This is a genomic window from Shewanella sp. 10N.286.51.B2 (assembly GCF_041469265.1).
In the GTDB taxonomy this organism is placed as follows: Bacteria; Pseudomonadota; Gammaproteobacteria; order Enterobacterales; family Shewanellaceae; genus Shewanella.
In genome coordinates this window covers 81,109-102,682 of the sequence record NZ_JBFRKH010000038.1, presented here as the reverse complement: position 1 = coordinate 102,682, position 21,574 = coordinate 81,109, and the positions used below count along the sequence as shown (strand labels likewise).

The window sequence follows — 21,574 nt, the reverse complement described above, 5'->3', positions numbered from 1 at the left end:
TCAAACACGTTTTGGGGCATAAATGTGTTACGATCACTAACTTTATACTTCATTTAAATTGGCTCAGTTACAGCAGGCCATTACTCCAATCTAATCCATTGCCTGCCGCAGGCTTATGTGCAGATGCATCCAAGACACGCCGTGAACACATCCCTGTGGGCTCTGCGAAAACAAATAACATCCATGTTAAACGGCCAGTTAGGCATCCATGCCTCTCGCTTAGAGCGTTTCACACTGTGAAACTTCGCCATGTTTTGGTCATATTTGTTCCCTACAAATAATGACATTCCCTCCATCCTTGGCAGTCAGAAGCTGGCTGCTGCATCTACACTGGAATTATTCTCTCTTCGATTTGACTTTATTTGTTGCAATTAAAAAGCTAAAAATACCAAGAATCTAATCAGCTAAAAGACTCAATATGAATTGAGGTCATCGAGAAAAGCCGTGAGCTTGGCATGGATGCCAAGCTAGCTTTCGCGGTGCATGGATGCACCATCGGAAGCGCTAGCATTTTTGAATAAGACCGAAGCAGTCTACAAACGAAGTCAGAAGCTGGATCAATCCCCGTCGAAAATCATGCGTTTTTCAGCATTTTTCGTTGGGGTGCTGAGGGATTGTTAAGGGCTTCTTTTGTAAAATGTGTGCGCTTTCCCCCTTGACTCTGCTCTTTGCAAAAGAAGGGGCGAAGCGCCACGACGTTAATCCAAACGGAGTTTGGAAATTAAGTGAAATCCAGCGTTATAAATCTGCTGTGAACTCAGTACCGCGACGTTGATTTATTCAAAATGGCTATGGGGCATAAACGCTTTAGCAAGCTAATATCTGCCATCAAAAGTAAGTTAGAAAGTTACTATCTAGCTTGAAAGAGATCTTGCTTTAAGAAGTCTAAACAACTGCTATAGTTAAGTTTACTGACTGATATATAGGTGACATGATGAAGTTAAAATTAATGATGTTAATAAGCGCTGTGCTTTTGTTCCTTGCTAGTCCTTCCTATGCTAAGGATGGTTATCAGATATCCACCTCAACTAGCGGCACCTTTATTAAAGCGTATCCACTGGATAATAATCAAACGGTCGTGATTGCAGAAGGGCGGCTTGAACCACGATCAATTGGTACTATGAGCATTAAATTATATGCTGACTTAAATGTGGGAGATTTTATTGATGGGCTGATTATTGCCCGAGATGGCACCATATTGTCGGTGGCTATTGAGTCTGAACCGCTTCGCAAAATAACCATTACCACAGTAACTGCAGGTAGCGGTAATTATGAAAACACGCAGCTGGTTTGTATCAATAATGACAGCTTGTCATTATGCTAATAGGGCATTTACGGCCTTTATTCCTATGTTGTATTCAATGAATGAATAAATAACCAAAAAGCCACTTAAAGTGGCTTTTATTGTGTGGAGAGATAGATTTTAGCAGCCTTGTTAATTTAACAAGTCAAAGGCACACTAGCCAATAAGCCTCTAACTCATCCAGTAAAGCCCTAAGCTTGCTAAACAGGCGAGTAATACACTGGCTTCAAAAATAATTTTACTGCTTAACAGCTTGGTTTTACCTTCTTTCAAATTGGCAATCAATTCGTTTTGCTTGTACACCCGACAGGTAAGCTGTTCAGTTTGGGGATCAATAAGCAACTGCAACATGCAAGGTTTGCCATTTTGTAGCTTAATTTGGTGAGTACTACGTTGACCAAAGTTAATTTTGCTTGAAACCACTTTGTCGTTAACTAATACTCGCTCAACACCACTCCAGTCACTGGCATGCAACTCAATTTTCTCTTGATTCAGCTGATATGTAAAACTTGTCATGACCTACTCCTTGGCTGCTAAAGCTACCTTAAGATAAGCAGACAAATATGACGTTTTCCAGTTTATCAGATGAACTATTTTTGAATCTTAGACTATGTACTTGTTGAGATAAGGAAAATATTTTTTATTTCAAAAGCTGACAATACTTGTATATTCGGCGTAATACAGGGGGCCACACTTGAGATTGGCAATGATTTTAAGCTCAAGGGGCGAATAAGTGGAGAGTGATATACCTGCAATCACTAGATGCCTTTTTAAGCGGCGCTGCAGCCTAAATGACAATAATGAGATAGCAGATCTCGCCAGCTTACGATTCCAATAAGCTGTTGGTTTTTAAGTACTGGTAAACAAGTTATACCTTCAGTTAGTAATATTTGTGAGGCTTGTTCAATTGTTATCTCTGGCCCTATGGTGATCGGATGGTGTGACATTACTTGATGAACTCGTTTTTGCAGTGTATCAATGTCGCGGGTTAACTCGGCAGCTGTGCCTAAATTGGGACTTATGGCGTTAAATAAATCTTTTCGTGATAAAACACCTGCAACTTGATTATGCTCATCCTTCACCACTAAATGATGAAATGGCATATTATCAAAAATGTTTTTAGCGATAGTTATTCTGTCATCCATTTCAACAGTGACAACTCGAGGACTCATTACATGTTCAATTGTTTTCATCGCTTCCTCCCATTCCTTTATTAAGTTATATCAGACAATTGCAGCGACAACAAATATCAAATTAAGATACAGTTTATGAGGTTAAATTCAGCTACTTTGAGGTGTACAGTTCAAAGCTTTCAAAGCTTATTTCTGAGTTATCGCTGAGTTATCGCTGAGTTAACAGCTGAGTTTAAACAGGAATTGAAAGATAAATTTAAAATTGATTCAAGATGGGTATAAAGTTAATTTATTGACCTGTCAGAAGTCGGAAACAAAAAGAGCACCTTAAATAGGTGCTCTTTAGCAATTAATGTGCGTTTAAGTATTTTTACTTAATCGGCTGCTATTAAATCAACTGCGCTAACAGTTACTTTGCGCCATTGATAATGGCACGTGCCATATCATCAGCAACATCGCCTGTGGTGCGGTTTTCTGCATCAGCTTGGCTAAATATTTTTAGTAGCGTGTTGTAGATTTCTTCAACTTTTTGAGTTGATTTAGCTGCATCATAGTCACTTTCAAACGAAACATTAATGATACCGCCAGCATTAATGACATAGTCAGGGGCGTATAAAATTCCCATGTCTTTTAATGTTTCACCATGGCGTACTTCTGCTAATTGGTTATTGGCACAACCTGCAACAATCGTTGCTTTTAATAACGGGATAGTCGTGTCATTGATAGTGGCACCTAAAGCACATGGCGCATACACATCAACATCTTGAGTATAAATGTCTTGTGGAGCAACCACTGTCGCGCCAAATTCAGTCGCCACTTTATCAAGTGATGCTTGATGAATATCAGTTACGATTAATTCAGCGCCTTCTTCATGCAGGTGTTTACATAAGTAATATCCCACATGACCCACACCTTGAACTGAAATTTTAAGGCCTTTTAAGCTATCAAGACCACGTTGGTGTTTTACCGCTGCTTTAATGCCAAGGTAGGTACCTAAAGCAGTATAAGGTGAAGGATCACCACTTTTACCTTCAAGGCCTGCCATGTATGGGGTTTCTTCATGAGCAATCATGATATCGGCTGTGGTTACGCCAACATCTTCCGCTGAAAAATATTTACCGCCAAGTGTATGAATACAGCGGCCAAAAGCGCGGAATAACGCTTCACGATCTGTAGTTTTAGGATCGGCAAGGATCACTGACTTACCGCCACCCATGGTTAATCCAGCAAGTGCATTTTTATAAGTCATACCACGTGAAAGACGTAATACGTCAGTCAGTGCTTCATCATCTGAATCGTAGTTCCACATACGACACCCGCCAACTGCTGGCCCAAGGTTAGTATTGTGAATGGCAATAATTGCTTTTAAGCCACTTTCTTTGTCGTTACAAAACACGACCTGTTCGTGTTCATCAAACGAGACATGATTAAATAGAGCCACTTGTGATCTCCGCTGTGCGATTTATTAGTCGTCAACCACTGCTGATTAACGACGGCTTATGATATTTATTGCAGAACGATAGCATTTAGCGATACTCTCAACAAAGTTAGATTCATTTAATTTTGTGATCTACGTGGCAATTTTGCTTGCCACTTTACGTAAACGTAAACTTTTTAATCGTTTCGTAACATTTTGAGCTGAAAATGAGTGCAATTGTTGAATTAATGATGACAACAAATAACAATAAAATAGGAAGGTAGTATGAGTGAATCAGTGGCTGAGCCGACAACTGCGCAACAAGATCCTGAGCAATTAAGACAGGAATGGGTAAAAACACAATTTCAAAAAGCGAACCGATTTCTCGCTGAAAAAGGTGTAATACCATCAAAAGTCATTGCTGATGAAAGCCGTTATTTAGTGCCTTATTTAGCGATTTGGAAAATGGAGTCCAAGCAGCCAACTAAGCAAACATTTTGGGTGATGTCTGGTGATTTACCGTCTGATTATGTTGATGTTAAAGTTGCTGCAACTGCTCGCGATGCGATTCGTCATTTTTCAATGATGTGGCAACTTAAAGCAGAAAACCTACATAAGTCAGGGGTGACCCGAGATGAAACTCAATTGAAGTTTGCTAACTTATTAGTGTCTCGTGCTGAAAGTCTTTATAAGATGCATGGTGATGAAAAACTTTGGGCTGATCAAGCCTAGCAGCTATATTTGAAAACGCCGTAATTAGCTGTTTTCAATAAAAATAACAAAGGCACTTGATAGTGCCTTTTTTGTTGCCTAATCTGCAGTAAATAATTCACGCTATAGAAAGTGGCTTATCTACTACTTACTATTTAGATGACGCTGCATTAGGTTTTGGTTTACCTGTGCCATTGATAGCTTTTGATCTTCAAGTAACACGATTAAGTGATACATTAGATCTGAAGCTTCATTGATCAATTCTTCTTTATCATTAGTGGCTGCCGCTAGTGCTGTTTCTAAACCTTCTTCACCGACTTTTTGGGCAATTCGTTTGGTGCCACGCTCAAATAAAGATGCGGTATAACTTGATTCGGCGCTTTGGCCTTTGCGAGAAATAATCACATTGGTTAAGTTATCGATAAAGCTATGGGCATTACCATCTTCCCAGCAGCTTTCTGTGCCGGTATGACAAGTTGGGCCATTAGGGATGACTTGCACAAGCAAGCTGTCTTTATCGCAATCTTGATCGATGGCGACTAAATCTAAGGTATTGCCTGAGGTTTCACCTTTTGTCCACAAGCGCTGTTTTGAGCGACTAAAAAAGGTGACTTTGCCTGTTTCAAGGGTTTTAGCCAGTGCTGCTGGGTCCATATAACCTAGCATCAAGACTTTACCGGTAAGGTGGTTTTGCACTACAGCAGGAATTAAGTTTTGTTGTTTTTCCCAATCTAACTTACTGCCATCAAAGGTAATTTGTGTTGTCATAGTGTTCTCTGTTGTTTTGTAAGTTATAGCCTGATCGCGATCTTGTGCTGGGCTAGGTATTGTTTTAATTCATTGATATCAATAATGCCTTTATGAAACACACTCGCTGCAAGGGCGGCATCGACATTCGCTTGTTCAAACACCTCTTTGAAATGTGCCATGGTGCCAGCACCGCCGGATGCTATTAATGGTACATCACATATGGCTCTGACGATGCTCAGTTGTGTAATGTCGTAACCACCGCGCACACCATCTTGGTTCATTACATTTAAAACAATTTCACCACAGCCGCGTTTTTGGACTTCTTCAACCCAATCTTGGGTGTACCATTGGGTGTCTTTAGTGGCGGCTTCATCACCAGTAAATTGCTTTACTTTATAGCTGTTTGAGTCGGCGTCATAAAATGAATCAATGCCAATCACAATACATTGACGGCCAAACTCATCTTGAAGCCTTGATATCAAGCTAGGATCTGTAAGCGCTGGCGAGTTGATGGAGATTTTATCTGCGCCATAGGCCAGCATTTGCCGAGCTTGCTCAATGGTTTTAATGCCGCCAGCGACGCAAAACGGAATATCAATTTGCGCAGCAACCCGGCTAACCCAGGATTTATCTATGACCCGTTCATGGGCACTGGCGGTAATATCGTAAAAGACTAATTCATCGGCGCCTTCTTGGGCGTAACGCGCAGCAAGGGGCTCAATATCACCGATAATTTCATGATTACGAAATTGCACTCCTTTGACCACTTGGCCATCGCGCACATCAAGGCAAGGTACTAGGCGTTTGGCCAACATGTTATTGCCTCCTCAACGGTAAAGTTTTGAATAAGTAGTGCTTTACCTATGATAATACCATCGGCGTTACTGTCTCTCACCGCAGCGACATCATCAAGTGAGGCAATGCCACCTGATGCTTGCCAGTTGATGTCAGGGTAGGTGGTTGCTAGCTCTTGATAAAGCTCATTGTTAGCACCTTGAAGGGTACCATCACGGCTAATATCAGTGACTAAAGCATGTTTAAGGCCAACGTTTTTAAATTCACTGACTAAGGATTCAAGTGATTTCCCGCCACCAGTTTGCCAACCAGAGACTGCAACAATTTTCTCGCCTTGCTGGTTAATATTGACATCAAGTGCTAAACAAATGGCTTCGCTACCGTATTTTAGCAACCAGTTTTTAACTAATGCTGGTTCTTTAACTGCGAGAGAGCCAATAACGACTCGTTTAACTCCTAGCTCAAGCAGCTCTTTAACTTGCTGTTCGCTGCGAATACCGCCGCCAACTTGTATGTCGGTGCTCAGGCCCGCTACTAATTCACCAATGAGTGCTATTTGGCGTTTTTCAGGGTCTTTCGCACCAGTTAAATCAACAATGTGTAATAGCTTTGCGCCTTGGTCTTGGTATGACTGTAATTGTGCTAATGGGCTTAAATTAAAAGTGGTTTGCTGGGCATAGTCACCTTGGTACAAACGCACTACTTGGCCATCAATTAAATCGATTGCTGGAATGATCATGCTGGTTTCCCCATATTTAGGAAATTTTGTAATATTTTGGCGCCGACATTGGCGCTTTTTTCTGGGTGAAACTGGACCCCAAAGAAATTGTCTTTGCCAATGGCGGCGCTAAACTTTTCACCGTATTCTGATGTCGCGATGGTGTATTTATTTATCGGTGCCTTAAAGCTATGGACAAAGTACACGTAACTGCCATCTTCTATCCCTTCAAATAGCGGATGATCTGACACGCTTATTTGGTTCCAGCCCATATGAGGTAGTGGTAGTCCTTTACTATCAAGATGATCAATTTGTGTTGGGATTAAACCAAGGCAAGTAATATCATTGTCACTGCGGCCTGCTTCTGAGCGGCCACCGTGTTCGATAGACTTGTCAGCCATCATTTGCATGCCAAGACAAACACCCATAACCGGTTGCTTGAGCTGTTTAATAACCTCAGTTAAATCACGATTATTGAGGGCATCCATAGCAGCGCCAGCTGTTCCTACGCCAGGCAGTACTACTCTGGTGGCAGCTTTGATAACCTCATGATCACGTGACACGATAACGTCGGCATTTAAGCGTTCAAAGGCAAAGCGCACCGAGCTTAAATTGGCGCAGCCAGTGTCTAAAATCACAGTAGTGTCAGTATTCATACTCACTCCTTACAGGACGCCTTTACTTGATGGCAAAATATCACCTTCAACTTTCACGGCTTGACGAAGGGTGCGGCCCAGCACTTTAAATAAAGCTTCCACTTTGTGGTGATCATTGTCGCCCGTGGTGCTGATATGCAAGGTGCATCGAAGGCCATCAGCAAATGAGCGGAAGAAATGCGGTACCATTTCTGTGGCCATCTCACCGACCATTTCACGCTCAAAATCAGCATTGAATTTGATAAAAGGACGACCTGATATATCCATTAAACACTCACCACTGGCTTCATCCATAGGCAGACTGAAACCAAAACGGGCTATACCACGCTTATCACCTAATGCTTGGCGCAGTGCATCGCCAATGGCAAGGGCGGTGTCTTCTACGCTGTGGTGATCATCAATTTCTAAATCGCCATCAACAGTGACGTCCATTTTGAAATTACCGTGGGTTTGTATTTGATCAAGCATGTGGTCAAAAAAGCCAATGCCGGTGTTGATAACGCCTTTACTGGTGTCATCTAGGTTCACATTGACTCTAATGTCAGTTTCTTTGGTGGTTCTAACCACTTCTGATGTGCGGCCTTTATTGAGCAGTGCATCGGTAATAGCTAACCAATCTAAGCCATCGCGCTGATATTGAAAGCTGGCAATACCCATGGCATTAGCCAGTTCAATATCTGTGTGGCGATCGCCAATAACAGCAGAGGTCGTAAAGTCCACTTTACCTTGGGTTAAGTAATCTTTGACTAAGCCAAGCTTGGGTTTACGACAACTGCAATTGTCAGCATCAAAATGAGGACAGATAACCACATCATCAAATATCACCCCTTGGCTCGAAAAAATGTCCATCATCATGTTATGTGGTGCATCAAAATCAGCTTGTGGAAATGAGTCTGTGCCTAAACCATCTTGATTAGACACCATGACTAAGCGATAGCCCGCTTTTTGTAGCTTAAGCAGAGAAGGGATAACCTGTGGCTCAAACACCAATTTGTCTAAACGATCGAGCTGTTTATCTACTGCTGGTTCTTCAACTAAAGTACCGTCTCGGTCGATAAAGAGTATTTTCTGTTTCATCTTACTTCCTTCAATTTTTATCATTCTGTTTCGCAGGACGTTAACGTCTTAATTTAATGCGTTATGAGTAGCTATTTATCCAGCGATTATATTTTTAATAGGGGTTGAGCGTTTTTTGTATTTAGTTTAAGAGTGAGTTTTTAGCGTTCTGAACATAGTGATTAATCTATCGGTATCGGCTGGTGAGCTAAAACTAAAACGAATACGCGAAGCAAGTCTGTTGTCTTTGTAGGCTCTTGCGACAATGCCCGCTTGTTTTAGTGCGACGGCGACCCGTTCTACATCCTCAAATTCCGCTAAGATGAAATTGCCATTGGCAGGTAATACCTTGGCGCCAAACTCAGTTAAGGTTGCGGATAATCTATTACCTTGCACTTTTAGTGCTTCAACCTGTTGTTGCATCAAGGAGATACCATTTGCGGATAAGGCTTTTTCTGCCACTTGTTGAACAGGTAAAGGCACCGGATAGGGCGCGATGACTCGCATGATTAAATCAATGATGTCGGTATTTGCCATTAAGAACCCACAACGTGCGCCAGCCAGTGCAAAGGCTTTTGATAATGTTCTTAACACCACTAAATTAGGGTACTTAGGGAGCAGGTCTGCAACAGAATATTGGGCTGAAAATTCAATGTAGGCTTCGTCAATCACCACAATGGCATTAGGCATAGCAGCAATAGCGGCTTCAATGGTGTCTTTATCCATGATGGTGCCAGTGGGGTTATTCGGATTACAAATAAACACCAGTTTGGCATTCTCGACTTGCTGGGCAAAAGCATCAGGTAACTGATAATCTTTGGTCAGCGATAAGTTGGTGATGCCAATATTGAATGTTTTAGCACTGATGGCATACATGCCATAAGTGGGGCCAAAGCACGCAATACTATCAACCGCAGGAACACAAAATGCTCTTATTAATAATTCGATAGCTTCATCAGCCCCGCGGCAAGTGACAATTTTATCTGCGCTCACTTTTGAGTATTCAGCATAAGCATTAATCAAACTTGCTGGCTGGCATTCAGGGTAACGGTTGAGCTTATCAAGTTCATTATTGTTAAATGGCGACTCGTTAGCGTTTATCCATACATCACCTTGACCGCCAATACGCCTTGCACTTTCGTAAGGCGTTAACTCAAGCAGTTCTGGTCGTGCAAGTCTGGCTGCTATTGGCGTATTCATCGAATCAGTCATCATCCTAATCTCACTTCACTTTTATTTCACAGGCTGTTTAAACGTATGGCAACGGCTTGCTTATGGGCATCGAGTAATTCATTTTCAGCCAATACCATCACTGTCTCACCCAAGCTTTGTAATCCTTGGGCGCTCAGTTCTTGTACGGTAAAGCGGCGGCTAAAATCTGCAAGGGATAAGCTTGATACAGAGCGGCTATAACCGTATGTCGGCAGTACATGGTTAGTGCCGCTAGCATAATCACCAACAGATTCAGGGGTATAAGCACCCAGAAACACGCTACCTGCGCCGCGAACTTGTTTTAGAACTGCACGTGGGTTGTTGGTTTGAATGATTAAATGCTCCGGCCCATATAAATTAGACACTAAAGCCGCTTGCTCAATATCATTCACAATAATACTGCGACTACAGCTCAGTGCTTGAGCGGCTATATCACTGCGCGATAAGGTCTTTAATTGAGACTCAAGCGCCATATTAACTTTTTCAGCTAACGCCATAGACTCAGTAACTAACATAACTTGTGAATCAGGGCCGTGTTCAGCTTGTGATAATAAATCTGCCGCAACAAACGCAGGCTCAGCGTCTTTGTCGGCAATCACTAATACCTCTGATGGACCTGCTGGCATATCAATAGATACACTGCAGCGACCATCTTGGGATACTAAACGTTTTGCTTCAGTCACAAAGCGATTACCAGGGCCGAAGATTTTGTCTACTTGAGGAATACTTTCAGTGCCAAAGGCGAGGGCGGCAATTGCTTGTGCGCCGCCAACTTGATATATCTCAGTAATGCCGCATACTTTTGCTGCGTAAACAATGGCATCATTAATTGGTGGCGGGCTAACTAAAACCCGTTGTTGGCATCCAGCAATTTTTGCCGGCAGCGCTAGCATCATTACAGTGGAAATCAACGGCGCACTGCCGCCTGGAATATACAAACCCACATTTTCAATAGCTTCAGAGCGAAGCTCGCAGCGGATCCCTGGCTGAGTTTCAACATCAATAGGGCTAAAGGTTTGTGCCTGATGAAAGCGTTCAATATTTTCTGAGGCCACGGCAATGGCTTGCTTCACCTCATCAGATACGCGGGCGCAGGCGGCATTAACTTGCTGCTCAGTTAACCCTAAGGTGTCGACTTCAACGCCATCAAACTTTTGATTAAAGAGCGTTAACGCTTGATCGCCGTCTTTAACCACAGCATTAATTATGTCGCGCACGGTTTGCTCAACACTATAATCACCAATTAATGGCGAGCGAGCTAAGGCTTGTTGCTGCGCCTTAGCATCAAGCTTGGTCCATTGAAGAATTTGCATTTGCTGCTTCACATTTGCCATAAAGGCTACCCCGCCATTTTTTCAATTGGCATAACTAGAATTGAACTTGCCCCTAAGGCGGTTAATTCTTCCATCGTGTCCCAGAATAAATCTTCAGTGCTGACAGCGTGAACAGCAACTCGATTGCTATCATCGTTTAATGGCAGCACAGTTGGGTTTTCAGCGCCCGGTAATAAAGCCACAATTTGATCTAATGTTTCAGTTGGCGCGTGTAGCAGGATATATTTACTTTCGCGAGCGCGAACCACACCATTCATGCGTGATAATATTTTATCGATAAGTGCTTGTTTAGCAGGCACTTGCTCTTGTGCTGATTGGATAATACAAGCCATTGAACGGTAGATAACGTCAGTTTCGTATAAGCCGTTGGCTTCAAGGGTGGCACCAGTTGAAACCAAGTCACAGATCCCGTCAGAAAGGCCTGCACGTGGTGCGACTTCAACTGAACCTTTAAGCATACAGTCACTGTAATTAATGCCTTTTTCTTGCATATAACGACGTAGCAGGTTGGGATAAGAAGTGGCAATACGTAAACCTTCTAAAGAAGTGGCATCTTGGTAGCTAAATTCATTAGGCACCGCCAGTGATAAACGACAAGCACCAAAATCAAGTTCGCGTAATTTAACGCAATCTGATGGTTTACCCAGTGATTGACGCTCTATTTGTTCTTCTTCTAGAACATTCTCGCCAATAATCCCTAAATCAACCACACCATCCATAACTAGACCCGGAATATCATCATCACGTACCCGCAATAAATCGATTGGCATGTTGTCAGCGTGCACAATCAAGCGCTGCTCATTAACATTGAATTTAACGCCACAGCTTTTTAATAGCTTTTGAGACTCTTTTGAAAGTCGGCCAGATTTTTGGATTGCGATACGTAGTCTGTTATTTTCGCTCATAATGAAGCCTCTAATAAAATTGATATAAAAAACAAATATTTAAAACCTAAAACTAAAAAACCCCTGAAATTTCTTTCAGGGGTTTGGGTATTTTGTCCACCGCCTGAAGGAAATAGTCCTTCGGCAGTTAGCATCCGAAGGCTACCGCATATGGTGATGATGATGATTTGTATTGATTCGGATGAACATAATAAATTCTCTTTAAATTAACGTATGTAATTTTTTTACAACCTATTTTGCGACAGACTGTAATTTGTGTACAAACACGTTAACCGCTTTTAAGTTTGTTTGCAATACAGAATAAACACATATTTTGTATTTTTTTGAAATAAAAAATATATCTTATATCAGGCTGATGATTACATGGTTTTTAGGCGTTTATTTGTCCAGTTTGTATATACAAGTTAATGATAAACATTAGTTTATGTAAAGTTAAGGATTTTATCGATATTTAAAAAGGGCTGTAAAATAGTGAGCCTAGATTACTGTTCGAATAGCAACTTTAAATTGATAAATTGATAGGCAAAGATTGTTACCCAAGCGATTAAAATAGATAATAAGCCACATATAAGTTGCTTACTATCAATGCTGAAAGAGTCAAATGTGACCACTCGATTACAAAAAGAAGTACAACTGGCTTTTTCGCCAACTGGCGCATTAGCGAGAGGGATCCATTCCTATCGCCCAAGACAAAGCCAATACGATATGGCGCTGGCGGTGAGCGATGCTATAGATCAAAAGCATAATGTGATCCTTGAGGCTGGTACTGGGGTGGGTAAAACATACGCCTATCTGATCCCGGCGTTATTAAGTGGCAAACAAATTATCATCAGCACTGGCAGTAAAAACCTTCAAGAGCAGTTATTTTTTAAAGACTTACCTTTATTACTGAAGATGTTTTCAGTAGCGCCCAAAACCGCCTTATTAAAAGGCCGTAGTAATTACTTATGCCAATTAAAATTGGACAAAAACTTACAACATATTAGCCAGATGCCACCGAAAGTGGTTGATGAACTCATTAAAATTAATCAATGGGCCAGTGTGACCAAAGATGGTGATATTGGTAACTTGACCGCTGTGGCTGAAAACTCAGCCACCATTGCCACAGTAACCAGCACCAAAGAAACTTGTACCGGTAAACGTTGCAGTTTTTATGATGATTGTTTCAATCGTAAAGCCAAAATAAAAGCACAAGATGCCAAAGTTGTGGTGGTGAATCATCACTTGTTTTTTGCCGATCGTTTATTAAAAGACACTGGCTTTGCCGAGTTATTGCCCGATGCTGATGTGGTCGTTTTTGATGAGGCACATTTGGTGCCTGATGTTTGTATTAATTATTTCGGCCAACAAATTCCAACCAGAGAGCTAGACAGATTACTTCATCGTATCATTGAGGTCTATCGCAACGAGCTGCGCGATACCATTCAGCTTGAGCAATTAAGTCAACGTTGTTTAATCAAATTGGCTTCGTGGCAAAATGATTTGATTGATGCTGATGTTTCTGACTGGCGACAGGTTATTTCCAATAAATCACTTGCGAGTTCATCTTGGGAATTGTTGAAAGAATTCAATTTATTAACACAGGTTATTACCGAACACGTCGGACGAAGTGAATCTTTAGATGACATTGTAGTGAAGTTATCGACACTGGTGGCTAATCTTTATAGTTACTTTGAATGCAATGACAGTAATGCAGCTTATAGTGTTGAGCCCAGCGGGCAGCATACTATGCTACGGATCTCGCCGATTAATATTGCTAAACAATGTCAGCAATTATTTGATAAGCAAACCCAGTGGATCTTTACCTCGGCGACCTTGCAGGTTAATCGCCAGTTAACGCATTTTGCCGATGAAATGGGTTTATCGAAAGCCAAGCAAATGATTTTAGATAGCCCATTTGATTACCCCAATCAAGCGATGTTTTGCGTGCCGCGCCATTTAGCGAAATCAGGCCAGTCTGCAGCTAATGTTAATCAGCTGGTGGATGTTTGTATTCAAGCCATTAATGCGGCCCAAGGGCGAACGTTTATTTTATTTACCAGTCACCAGATGTTGCAGCAAGTGGCTATCGCATTACAAAGGCGAGTGCAATACCCCTTGTTAGTGCAAGGCTCGGCCAGTAAACAAAGTCTGTTAAACAAGTTCAGGCAACTCGGTAATGGGGTATTACTTGGCACCAGCAGTTTTTGGGAAGGTGTCGATGTAAGAGGGCGGCTACTTAGCTGTGTGATTATTGATAAGCTGCCGTTTGTTTCACCTGATGATACCTTGTACCGCGCCCGTGCAGCTAATGCTGAACGCAATAATAAAGATCCCTTTGCCAGTATATCTTTGCCCCAAGCGGTGATCAGTTTAAAGCAGGGTGTAGGACGGTTAATTCGAGATGAGAAAGATCGCGGGGTGTTAATATTGTGCGACAATCGCATCGTAAACAAAGCTTATGGTGAAGCTTTTATTAACTCGTTACCGCCAATGCATCGCACCCGAGATTTAGATAAAGCGTTAAGCTTTTTAAAAAGCATCCCATAAGTTATTATACTGTAGTTGATGATTTAGCTGACTCAGTGCCGATACAATGCCTTGCAGGCTTTAGGTTATTTAGCTAAATCACCATACTCAGCATTAGTTAGCCCAGCATTTTTTCCATAGTTAATGGTAAGGTAAACACGTTTTTACATGACTCAACTTCATACAGATTTAACGATTCTCGCATTAGATACTTGCACTGAATCTTGTTCAGCGGCTTTGTTACATGACAACAAACAGTATAATCGCGTGTTTGATGCACCAAGAGAGCATAGCCAACGTATATTACCTATGGTTGATGAGGTGCTAACCGAAGCCGGCATTAAAATTTCAAATGTAAATTTAATAGCCTATGGTCGTGGACCTGGCAGCTTTACCGGTATTCGTATTTGTACCAGTATGACTCAAGGCCTCGCGCTTGGTCATGATATTCCCGTGATTGGAGTATCAACCTTGGCTGCAATGGCGCAAATGGCCATCGAAACCGAACAAGCTGAACAGATATTTTGTGCCATTGATGCCCGTATGAGTGAAATTTATTGGGGACAATTTATTAATGTCGACGGCATTGCAACGCTAGTGGGGGCTGAGCATGTTTCTAGCCCTGATTCAGTTGACGTTATTTTAGATAAGCAAAAGCCAATGCATATTTGTGGCACTGGTTTTGTAGCCTATCCAGATTTATTAAATGATGTAGCGAAAAAACAGGCGACCCAGATAACATTACCCGACGCATCAGCTATGATTAAGTTAGCTATAAAAGCTCATGAGCAAGGACTTGCGACCTCTGTGGATGAACTTGCACCTGTGTATTTACGTGACAAAGTCACCTGGAAAAAATTACCTGGTCGTGAATAAATAACACCATGAGTTTACAGCAGTGATAGGGAGCTATTGTCAGCTATCACTGATGTAACAGATAAGGCCGATTGGGTTGCCATTGTCAAATGCGCCATAATGGCTTTTTATAATAGGAGTGATAACAATGAATGCTTTTTTACATACTTCAGTTCAGCCTTTATCCTCCTATAATCCCAGCAATATTAATGGGCATAAAAACGTTTCAGCTATCTCAACTAACGCTGTTGTTAAGCTTTCTGCATTACAAAATCAAACTCAACTAACTAATCAAACAGATACGCTTGATGCCGTTAAAGATGACAGCAAACAGTTACCGGCGCTAACTAGCGCAGAATTTGATTCCAAGCTTGATGCTAAATTGCAATACGACAATGACATGGCGTCAGCGACAAGAGATAAGCCATTCAAAGACCATTGTCAGACATTGGCCAGTGCTGGTGCGATACAAGAATATTTAATAAACCAACATTCTGCGCAACGAGAACATATTCAACAAATGGTAGGAATAGATTTATATGCATGATGCGCGACCTAACAAGTTATCCGCTATCCCTTCAAAAGGTCGCTTTTTTCTCGAACTATTATTTGCCTTTTTAATTACCAAACTGCCTTTCATTAGTATTCCATTCAAATGGTTTGAAAGTTATTTCCATGAAATATCTCATGGCATAGCAGCCATCTTATCTGGCGGCATAGTCACTAAAATCCAGTTGTTTCCCAATGGTGCAGGCCTTTGTTTTACTCAAGGCGGTTTTGCGCCATTGATTACTTTTTCTGGCTACCCCGGTGCTGCCTTGTGGGGCTATATGATTTTCTTGCTAGCCACTTGGCGTGCAGGGATCCGCTTTACCTTAGGCATTTTAGGAATAACCGTTATTGGTTCATTAATCCTGTGGGCACGGGATCTACTCACCATCGGCATATTAATTTCACTTGCGGTGGTATTCTTATTACCTCTTAAATTTGATCATAATGCTTTACTTAATAGCCTATTAAGGGTCATGGGATTGATGATTGTCTTAAATGCCATGGCGAGCCCTACGGTACTATTTCGAGTCGTAGGCCAAGGGGATGCAGCTAAACTGTCGCAACTGACTTGGATTCCTGCATGGTTTTGGGTGATTATGTGGCTGATATTCAGTTGTTTTATGTTATGGATGTGTTGGAAAAGAGTTGACGACAAAAAGCTGCAAATCGGCTAAAGTGATCGACTTAGCAACCTTTGCCGTACCAGTTGCTGATATTTTCGAGACAATTTCTTCAGGGAGAAGACAATGAAACGTACGTTATTATTATCTACCGCTATTGGGCTTAGCGTTTTAGGCTTGTCTGCTGTCACTAACACAGCAATAGCTCATAACCATGGCATGGCTGAAAATACACAGGCTGTTAAGGTTAACCCGCAACTGGCTGCAGCCGTCGCCAGTGATTTCAGAACCGAGAAAAGTAGCGCACGGGATAAATACCGTAACCCATCAGAAACTTTAACATTTTTAGGTATTCAACCTGATGATACCGTGATTGAATTATGGCCTGGCGGTGGCTGGTATGCGCAAATTTTAGCACCATACCTAGCTGATAAAGGCCAGTATATTGGTGCGATTTTTGAGACCAACCCAAAAGAAGACACTAAAAGAACCCAGTATTACGCTAAAGCCGGTAAAAAGTTTGAAGCTTGGCTTGCTGAAAACAAAGCGGTATTAGGCAATGCTTCAACAGTTACATTCCAGCCGCCAGCATCATTAGCTTTAGGGGATGATAACAGTGTTGATTATGTACTGACTTTCAGAAACCTACATAATTGGGCTGGGCAAGCGCAATTAGAAAATGCCTTCACTGCATCTTATAAAGTGTTAAAAGAGGGTGGTGTGTTTGGTGTAGTAGAACACAGATCAAACCCTGGAATGTCATTTGAAAGCGGTTATATGGATCAAGCTGAAATGATTACTCTAGCTGAAAAAGTGGGTTTCACGCTAGCGGCAACATCTGAAATTAATGCTAACCCTAAAGACACCAAAGATTATGAGAAAGGGGTTTGGACTTTACCACCGCGTTTAGCATTAAAAGAGCAAGATAAAGACAAGTATCTTGCTATTGGTGAAAGCGATCGCATGACGCTAAAATTCATCAAAAAAGCTAAGTAATCTTAAGTTAGACATTCAGATAAAAAGAGTCAATTACGTGCTTATGAATGAGTCAATTGAACAATCGCTGCCAGTTGAAGAAGTCGATTTTCAATTGGCTCATATTCGTTTAAGCGCCAAACGCTATGGCTGTAAAAATAAGCCTATTTTATTGGCTTTACATGGCTGGTTAGATAATGCTGATAGCTTTGAACCTTTAGCTAAAGCGTTACATACTCAGGGTATATTAAGCCAATTTCAACTACTCGCTATTGATTGGCCAGGTCACGGTAATTCACAACATAGACCTGGTAGTTATCCACTTCATTGGCTTGATTATATTTATGACTTGGATGAATTAATCAATCAAATAAGCCCTTCATCCCCCCTCAACATCATTGGACACTCTTTAGGTGGTATTATTGCTGCGGCTTATAATGCTTGCTTTGCACACAAAGTCGATAAGCTCATTTTGATTGAAGCATTAGCACCGTTATATGAAAAGCCAACCCATGCCCAAAAGCGGTTGATTAATAGCTTTCAACAGCATAATCGTTTTAATGGCGCTAAATCATCGATGGCAAACATAGCAATAGTTAAGCAAAGCTTTACCCTCGACAGGGCGGTTAATGCCCGTCATCAGTTAACTGGCCTTGATAAAGTATGGTGTGAGTTAATCATTAAACGTAATGTTGAAATTAAACATCAGCAATTATGTTGGAAAAGTGATCCCCGCCTTAAGCTAGACTCACCTTATCGTTTAACCTTTGAACAGGTTGACGCATTAATGAGCATGAGCGATACCCAGTGTTTATTAATATTAGGCGAGCAGGGCTTTAAGCAGTTAAAATTAGCTTTACCTCAAGCATTATCATGGTTTAGTCGCCTATCCCATATACAAATTGAAGGTGATCACCACCTACATATGGGTAGTGCAAAGCTTGTGTCCGATAAAATTAGAACTTTTATTCTAAGTTAGTATCTTGTTGTGGTGAAATCACTAGGATTTTTATTTCATTTATGTGATTATGGTCCGAATTTAAACGGCCGTATGATTTTATGGCTAAACAATAAAAATTAACGCAAACAACTTTGCTGCGACTAACAATAATAAAATTTTACGCTAGTTTTAAAGAGCAGTGATTTTTAGACCTTGCCAATATTGAAGGGCTCCTTCATAGCAATGGGCTAATTAAATAGGAGAAAATTGTGGACCATCCTTGGATTAATAATTTACCAGAAAATGTACCAGCAGAAATTGACTCTGAACAATTTACCTCTTTGGTAGACATGTTTGAAACAGCAGTGTCTAAATATGCTGATCAGCCTGCTTTTATCAACATGGGGGCGACATTAACCTATCGTAAGTTAGAAGAAAGAAGTCGTGCATTTGCTGCCTATTTACAAAACGAACTCAAGCTTGAAAAAGGCGATAGAGTCGCGTTAATGATGCCAAACCTGTTGCAATACCCTATTGCACTGTTTGGTATTTTACGTGCAGGGATGGTAGTGGTAAACGTCAATCCACTTTATACCCCAAGAGAACTTAAACATCAGTTAGTCGACTCTGGCGCTAAGGCTATTGTGGTGGTATCTAATTTTGCCCGCACCCTTGAAGAAGTCGTTGCAGAAACACCGGTAGAATCTGTGATTATCACCGGGCTTGGTGATCAGCTTAGTGCACCTAAACGCACCCTAGTTAACTTTATTGTTAAATATATCAAAAAGATGGTGCCTAAATATGATTTGCCACATGCATTATCTTTCAGACAGTCGCTTACCAAAGGTCGCCGTTTACAATATATCAAGCCTGAGATAACCACTGATGACTTATCATTTTTACAGTACACCGGTGGTACCACAGGTGTTTCTAAAGGCGCAATGCTAACTCACGGCAATGTGGTCAGTAATGTCTTGCAAGCTAATGGTGCCTATTCGCCAGCCTTAAAAAATGGCTCAGAGTTTGTGGTTACCGCTTTACCGCTTTATCACATATTTGCATTAACTGTTAATTGCCTATTGTTTTTACACAAGGGCAGTAAAAACTTACTTATTACTAACCCAAGAGATTTGCCAGCATTTATTGGTGAACTTAAGAAATATCCATTCACAGCCTTAACTGGGGTTAATACCTTATTTAATGCCTTAGTGAATAACGAAGATTTTAAAAATTTAGATTTTAGCCGCTTAAAGTTCTCAATTGGCGGTGGCATGGCGGTACAAAAAGCGGTGGCTGATAAATGGCAGGCCATTACCAAAACGCGACTGTTAGAAGGTTATGGTTTAACCGAGGCATCACCACTAGTGACCTGTTGTCCTTATAACCTCGAAGGTTACAATGGCTCAATTGGTTTTCCTGCTCCTTCGACTTTCATTCAAGTCCGAGATGATGACGGTAAGGTATTAGCCCAAGGTGAAACAGGTGAGTTATTTGCTAAAGGCCCTCAGGTAATGAAAGGCTACTGGCAACGCCCAGAAGAAACTGCCAAAGTGATTGATAAAGATGGTTGGTTAGCCACGGGTGATATTGGTTACATGGATGAGCAAGGCTTCTTTTTTATTGTTGACCGTAAAAAAGACATGATTTTAGTTTCTGGCTTTAATGTTTTCCCTAACGAAGTGGAAGACGTGGTGGCATTGCACCCAAAAGTGGTTGAAGTTGCTGCTGTTGGTGTTCCAAATGATGCAAGCGGGGAATTAGTTAAGATTTTTGTCGTTGCAAAAGATAACACTGTGACTGAACGCGATCTCATTAAGCATTGTCGCCAACATTTAACAGGATATAAGGTACCAAAACTGGTAGAATTCAGAGATGAGTTACCCAAATCCAATGTAGGTAAGATTTTACGACGAGAACTTCGAGACGAAGTTAAATCAGCGTAAAGTAAAGCCGGCAATAGCCGGCTTTTTATTAGCTTTATATTGGTTAAAAAGATAAAATTGGAGCGTATTTTGTTATCGTTTGAATATATCAGCGACCCAGAAAGTTTAGCGAAATTAGTAGCACAGTATCAGCAAAGTGAATTACTTGTGCTTGATACCGAATTTGTTAGAACACGAACTTATTACGCAAAGTTAGGGCTTATTCAAGCCTATGATGGTAAGACGCTAGCGTTGATTGATCCCGTTGCCTTAGCTGATTTATCAGCATTTTGGCAGTTATTGTCAGATACGAAGATCACTAAACTTGTTCATTCATGCAGTGAAGACTTAGAAGTGTTCGCGCGCTATGGTCAATGTCAGCCAAGTCCCTTATTTGATAGTCAAATTGCAGCGACCTTTACAGGCCTAGGGCATGGTTTAGGTTACGCGAAACTGGTTAATACCTTTTTAGATATCGAAATAGATAAAGGTGAATCACGCACCGACTGGATGAAACGTCCACTGACTGATGCACAACTGCAATACGCTGCAAATGATGTGTTTTACCTTTACAAGCTTTACCCGCAATTGTTAGCGAAAATACAACAATCTAACCGTATGGATTGGCTACTTGAAGAAGGTGAGCGCATGACAGAAGGGCGTTTAACTCCGCCTGATGAAGAGCTTGCTTATTTAAAAGTGAAAAATGCGTTTCAACTATTTCCACAGCAGCTCGCTTACTTAAAAGTATTAGCTACTTGGCGCTTACAAAAAGCGTTGAAAAAAGACTCAGCCCTTGGGTTTATCATTAAAGATCATGCCTTAATTGCATTAGCTAAAAAACAACCTAAGACAGTGATTGAGCTTAATCAGCTAAATGATCTAACAGAGCATGAAAAACGCTTTCACGGTAAAGAACTGATTAAAGTGTTACAAACTGCTGACTTAAACAATCTGCCTGAAGCAGTAGATGTAATCGCTCTGAAAAATGGTTACAAAGCCTCATTTAAAGAAGTGAAAAATATTCTTATTCAGGTGGCTGAGCAACATGACGTTGCTATTGAGTTTATCGGTTCTAAACGTTTAATTCATGAGTTTTTAATGTGGTTGTACAATAAGCAACCTGCAGAAAAACCATTGTTATTAAAAGGCTGGCGCGCCAAGCTAGTAAAAGATGCCCTAGTTGCAATCAAGTTTAGCTAAATAGACACA

21 protein-coding genes are annotated in these 21,574 nt (G+C 41.2%); 10 read left to right on the top strand and 11 right to left on the bottom strand.

Annotation, left to right across the window (positions count from 1 at the left end; all coding sequences use genetic code 11):
- The first annotated feature begins 931 nt into the window (after window positions 1–931).
- Window positions 932–1,324, top strand: a complete 393-nt coding sequence (locus AB4140_RS10415; RefSeq protein ID WP_102437255.1) for a PliI family lysozyme inhibitor of I-type lysozyme — start codon at window positions 932–934, stop codon at window positions 1,322–1,324.
- A 150-nt stretch (window positions 1,325–1,474) separates the two neighbouring features.
- Here AB4140_RS10415 and AB4140_RS10410 read toward each other — a convergent pair whose 3' ends face one another.
- The 3 genes from AB4140_RS10410 to AB4140_RS10400 all read right to left on the bottom strand — a co-directional run bounded on the left by AB4140_RS10410 (window position 1,475) and on the right by AB4140_RS10400 (window position 3,877).
- Window positions 1,475–1,819: a hypothetical protein gene (locus AB4140_RS10410; RefSeq protein WP_102437257.1), complete on the bottom strand. Its 345-nt coding sequence runs from the start codon at window positions 1,817–1,819 to the stop codon at window positions 1,475–1,477.
- Window positions 1,820–2,073: 254 nt separating this feature from the next.
- Window positions 2,074–2,496, bottom strand: a complete 423-nt coding sequence (locus AB4140_RS10405) for a CBS domain-containing protein (RefSeq protein WP_102476614.1) — start codon at window positions 2,494–2,496, stop codon at window positions 2,074–2,076.
- Between the two features lie 349 nt (window positions 2,497–2,845).
- Window positions 2,846–3,877, bottom strand: coding sequence for a Glu/Leu/Phe/Val dehydrogenase (locus tag AB4140_RS10400; RefSeq protein ID WP_076537679.1), 1,032 nt, complete (start codon window positions 3,875–3,877; stop codon window positions 2,846–2,848).
- Window positions 3,878–4,138: 261 nt separating this feature from the next.
- Between AB4140_RS10400 and AB4140_RS10395 the strand changes: the two genes are divergently transcribed.
- Window positions 4,139–4,585 carry a DUF4826 family protein gene (locus AB4140_RS10395; protein ID WP_102437261.1) on the top strand — a complete coding sequence of 149 codons (447 nt, stop codon included), beginning with the start codon at window positions 4,139–4,141 and terminating at the stop codon, window positions 4,583–4,585.
- Between the two features lie 123 nt (window positions 4,586–4,708).
- Here the strand turns inward: AB4140_RS10395 and hisIE are convergent, their stop codons facing one another.
- The 8 genes from hisIE to hisG form a co-directional block, all read right to left on the bottom strand.
- On the bottom strand, window positions 4,709–5,332 hold the full coding sequence (gene hisIE / locus AB4140_RS10390) for a bifunctional phosphoribosyl-AMP cyclohydrolase/phosphoribosyl-ATP diphosphatase HisIE (RefSeq protein WP_372000861.1): 624 nt from the start codon (window positions 5,330–5,332) through the stop codon (window positions 4,709–4,711).
- A gap of 23 nt (window positions 5,333–5,355) precedes the next feature.
- Window positions 5,356–6,129: an imidazole glycerol phosphate synthase subunit HisF gene (gene hisF / locus AB4140_RS10385; RefSeq protein WP_102437265.1), complete on the bottom strand. Its 774-nt coding sequence runs from the start codon at window positions 6,127–6,129 to the stop codon at window positions 5,356–5,358.
- A complete protein-coding gene (hisA, locus tag AB4140_RS10380; RefSeq protein WP_372000859.1) occupies window positions 6,111–6,848 on the bottom strand; it encodes a 1-(5-phosphoribosyl)-5-[(5-phosphoribosylamino)methylideneamino]imidazole-4-carboxamide isomerase in 738 nt (245 codons plus the stop codon). The genes hisF and hisA overlap by 19 nt, the downstream gene beginning before the upstream one ends.
- Window positions 6,845–7,483 carry an imidazole glycerol phosphate synthase subunit HisH gene (gene hisH / locus AB4140_RS10375; protein ID WP_102437269.1) on the bottom strand — a complete coding sequence of 213 codons (639 nt, stop codon included), beginning with the start codon at window positions 7,481–7,483 and terminating at the stop codon, window positions 6,845–6,847. The genes hisA and hisH overlap by 4 nt, the downstream gene beginning before the upstream one ends.
- 9 nt (window positions 7,484–7,492) lie before the next feature.
- Window positions 7,493–8,560 carry a bifunctional histidinol-phosphatase/imidazoleglycerol-phosphate dehydratase HisB gene (gene hisB / locus AB4140_RS10370; protein ID WP_102437271.1) on the bottom strand — a complete coding sequence of 356 codons (1,068 nt, stop codon included), beginning with the start codon at window positions 8,558–8,560 and terminating at the stop codon, window positions 7,493–7,495.
- Window positions 8,561–8,686: 126 nt separating this feature from the next.
- Window positions 8,687–9,754, bottom strand: a complete 1,068-nt coding sequence (gene hisC / locus AB4140_RS10365) for a histidinol-phosphate transaminase (protein WP_102476616.1) — start codon at window positions 9,752–9,754, stop codon at window positions 8,687–8,689.
- A 23-nt stretch (window positions 9,755–9,777) separates the two neighbouring features.
- Complete coding sequence (gene hisD / locus AB4140_RS10360; protein WP_102476649.1) at window positions 9,778–11,064, bottom strand: histidinol dehydrogenase; 1,287 nt, start codon at window positions 11,062–11,064, stop codon at window positions 9,778–9,780.
- 26 nt (window positions 11,065–11,090) lie between these two features.
- Complete coding sequence (gene hisG, locus AB4140_RS10355; RefSeq protein WP_102437275.1) at window positions 11,091–11,990, bottom strand: ATP phosphoribosyltransferase; 900 nt, start codon at window positions 11,988–11,990, stop codon at window positions 11,091–11,093.
- 585 nt (window positions 11,991–12,575) lie between these two features.
- On the opposite strand from hisG, the gene AB4140_RS10350 reads away from it, so the two are divergent.
- From AB4140_RS10350 to rnd, 8 genes are all read left to right on the top strand, one after another.
- A complete protein-coding gene (locus AB4140_RS10350) occupies window positions 12,576–14,519 on the top strand; it encodes an ATP-dependent DNA helicase (RefSeq protein WP_372000856.1) in 1,944 nt (647 codons plus the stop codon).
- Window positions 14,520–14,666: 147 nt separating this feature from the next.
- Entirely contained in the window at window positions 14,667–15,374 is a 708-nt protein-coding gene (gene tsaB / locus AB4140_RS10345; protein WP_102437279.1) for a tRNA (adenosine(37)-N6)-threonylcarbamoyltransferase complex dimerization subunit type 1 TsaB, read from the top strand.
- A gap of 127 nt (window positions 15,375–15,501) precedes the next feature.
- Window positions 15,502–15,900, top strand: a complete 399-nt coding sequence (locus tag AB4140_RS10340; protein ID WP_102437281.1) for a hypothetical protein — start codon at window positions 15,502–15,504, stop codon at window positions 15,898–15,900.
- Complete coding sequence (locus AB4140_RS10335; protein WP_372000854.1) at window positions 15,893–16,579, top strand: M50 family metallopeptidase; 687 nt, start codon at window positions 15,893–15,895, stop codon at window positions 16,577–16,579. Before AB4140_RS10340 ends, AB4140_RS10335 begins: the two co-directional genes overlap by 8 nt.
- 165 nt (window positions 16,580–16,744) lie before the next feature.
- Window positions 16,745–17,521 carry a class I SAM-dependent methyltransferase gene (locus tag AB4140_RS10330; RefSeq protein ID WP_372000867.1) on the top strand — a complete coding sequence of 259 codons (777 nt, stop codon included), beginning with the start codon at window positions 16,745–16,747 and terminating at the stop codon, window positions 17,519–17,521.
- Between the two features lie 43 nt (window positions 17,522–17,564).
- Window positions 17,565–18,479 (top strand): alpha/beta hydrolase, encoded by a 915-nt coding sequence (locus AB4140_RS10325; RefSeq protein WP_102437287.1) that lies wholly within the window; start codon window positions 17,565–17,567, stop codon window positions 18,477–18,479.
- A gap of 230 nt (window positions 18,480–18,709) precedes the next feature.
- The gene (fadD, locus tag AB4140_RS10320) at window positions 18,710–20,383 is read left to right on the top strand and encodes a long-chain-fatty-acid--CoA ligase FadD (protein ID WP_102437289.1); all 1,674 of its coding nucleotides are present in this window, start codon (window positions 18,710–18,712) and stop codon (window positions 20,381–20,383) included.
- A gap of 69 nt (window positions 20,384–20,452) precedes the next feature.
- Window positions 20,453–21,565, top strand: a complete 1,113-nt coding sequence (rnd, locus tag AB4140_RS10315; RefSeq protein WP_102476621.1) for a ribonuclease D — start codon at window positions 20,453–20,455, stop codon at window positions 21,563–21,565.
- Window positions 21,566–21,574: the final 9 nt, after the last annotated feature.

Excerpts from the sequence above, each read along its gene's own strand:
- AB4140_RS10415 (WP_102437255.1), top strand. The coding sequence starts at position 932 with ATGATGAAGTTAAAATTAATGATGTTAATAAGCGCTGTGCTTTTGTTC.
- AB4140_RS10410 (WP_102437257.1), bottom strand. The coding sequence starts at position 1,819 with ATGACAAGTTTTACATATCAGCTGAATCAAGAGAAAATTGAGTTGCAT.
- AB4140_RS10405 (WP_102476614.1), bottom strand. The coding sequence starts at position 2,496 with ATGAAAACAATTGAACATGTAATGAGTCCTCGAGTTGTCACTGTTGAA.
- AB4140_RS10395 (WP_102437261.1), top strand. The coding sequence starts at position 4,139 with ATGAGTGAATCAGTGGCTGAGCCGACAACTGCGCAACAAGATCCTGAG.
- hisIE (WP_372000861.1), bottom strand. The coding sequence starts at position 5,332 with ATGACAACACAAATTACCTTTGATGGCAGTAAGTTAGATTGGGAAAAA.
- hisF (WP_102437265.1), bottom strand. The coding sequence starts at position 6,129 with ATGTTGGCCAAACGCCTAGTACCTTGCCTTGATGTGCGCGATGGCCAA.
- hisA (WP_372000859.1), bottom strand. The coding sequence starts at position 6,848 with ATGATCATTCCAGCAATCGATTTAATTGATGGCCAAGTAGTGCGTTTG.
- hisH (WP_102437269.1), bottom strand. The coding sequence starts at position 7,483 with ATGAATACTGACACTACTGTGATTTTAGACACTGGCTGCGCCAATTTA.
- hisB (WP_102437271.1), bottom strand. The coding sequence starts at position 8,560 with ATGAAACAGAAAATACTCTTTATCGACCGAGACGGTACTTTAGTTGAA.
- hisC (WP_102476616.1), bottom strand. The coding sequence starts at position 9,754 with ATGATGACTGATTCGATGAATACGCCAATAGCAGCCAGACTTGCACGA.
- hisD (WP_102476649.1), bottom strand. The coding sequence starts at position 11,064 with ATGCAAATTCTTCAATGGACCAAGCTTGATGCTAAGGCGCAGCAACAA.
- hisG (WP_102437275.1), bottom strand. The coding sequence starts at position 11,990 with ATGAGCGAAAATAACAGACTACGTATCGCAATCCAAAAATCTGGCCGA.
- AB4140_RS10350 (WP_372000856.1), top strand. The coding sequence starts at position 12,576 with ATGCTGAAAGAGTCAAATGTGACCACTCGATTACAAAAAGAAGTACAA.
- tsaB (WP_102437279.1), top strand. The coding sequence starts at position 14,667 with ATGACTCAACTTCATACAGATTTAACGATTCTCGCATTAGATACTTGC.
- AB4140_RS10340 (WP_102437281.1), top strand. The coding sequence starts at position 15,502 with ATGAATGCTTTTTTACATACTTCAGTTCAGCCTTTATCCTCCTATAAT.
- AB4140_RS10335 (WP_372000854.1), top strand. The coding sequence starts at position 15,893 with ATGCATGATGCGCGACCTAACAAGTTATCCGCTATCCCTTCAAAAGGT.
- AB4140_RS10330 (WP_372000867.1), top strand. The coding sequence starts at position 16,745 with ATGGCTGAAAATACACAGGCTGTTAAGGTTAACCCGCAACTGGCTGCA.
- AB4140_RS10325 (WP_102437287.1), top strand. The coding sequence starts at position 17,565 with ATGAATGAGTCAATTGAACAATCGCTGCCAGTTGAAGAAGTCGATTTT.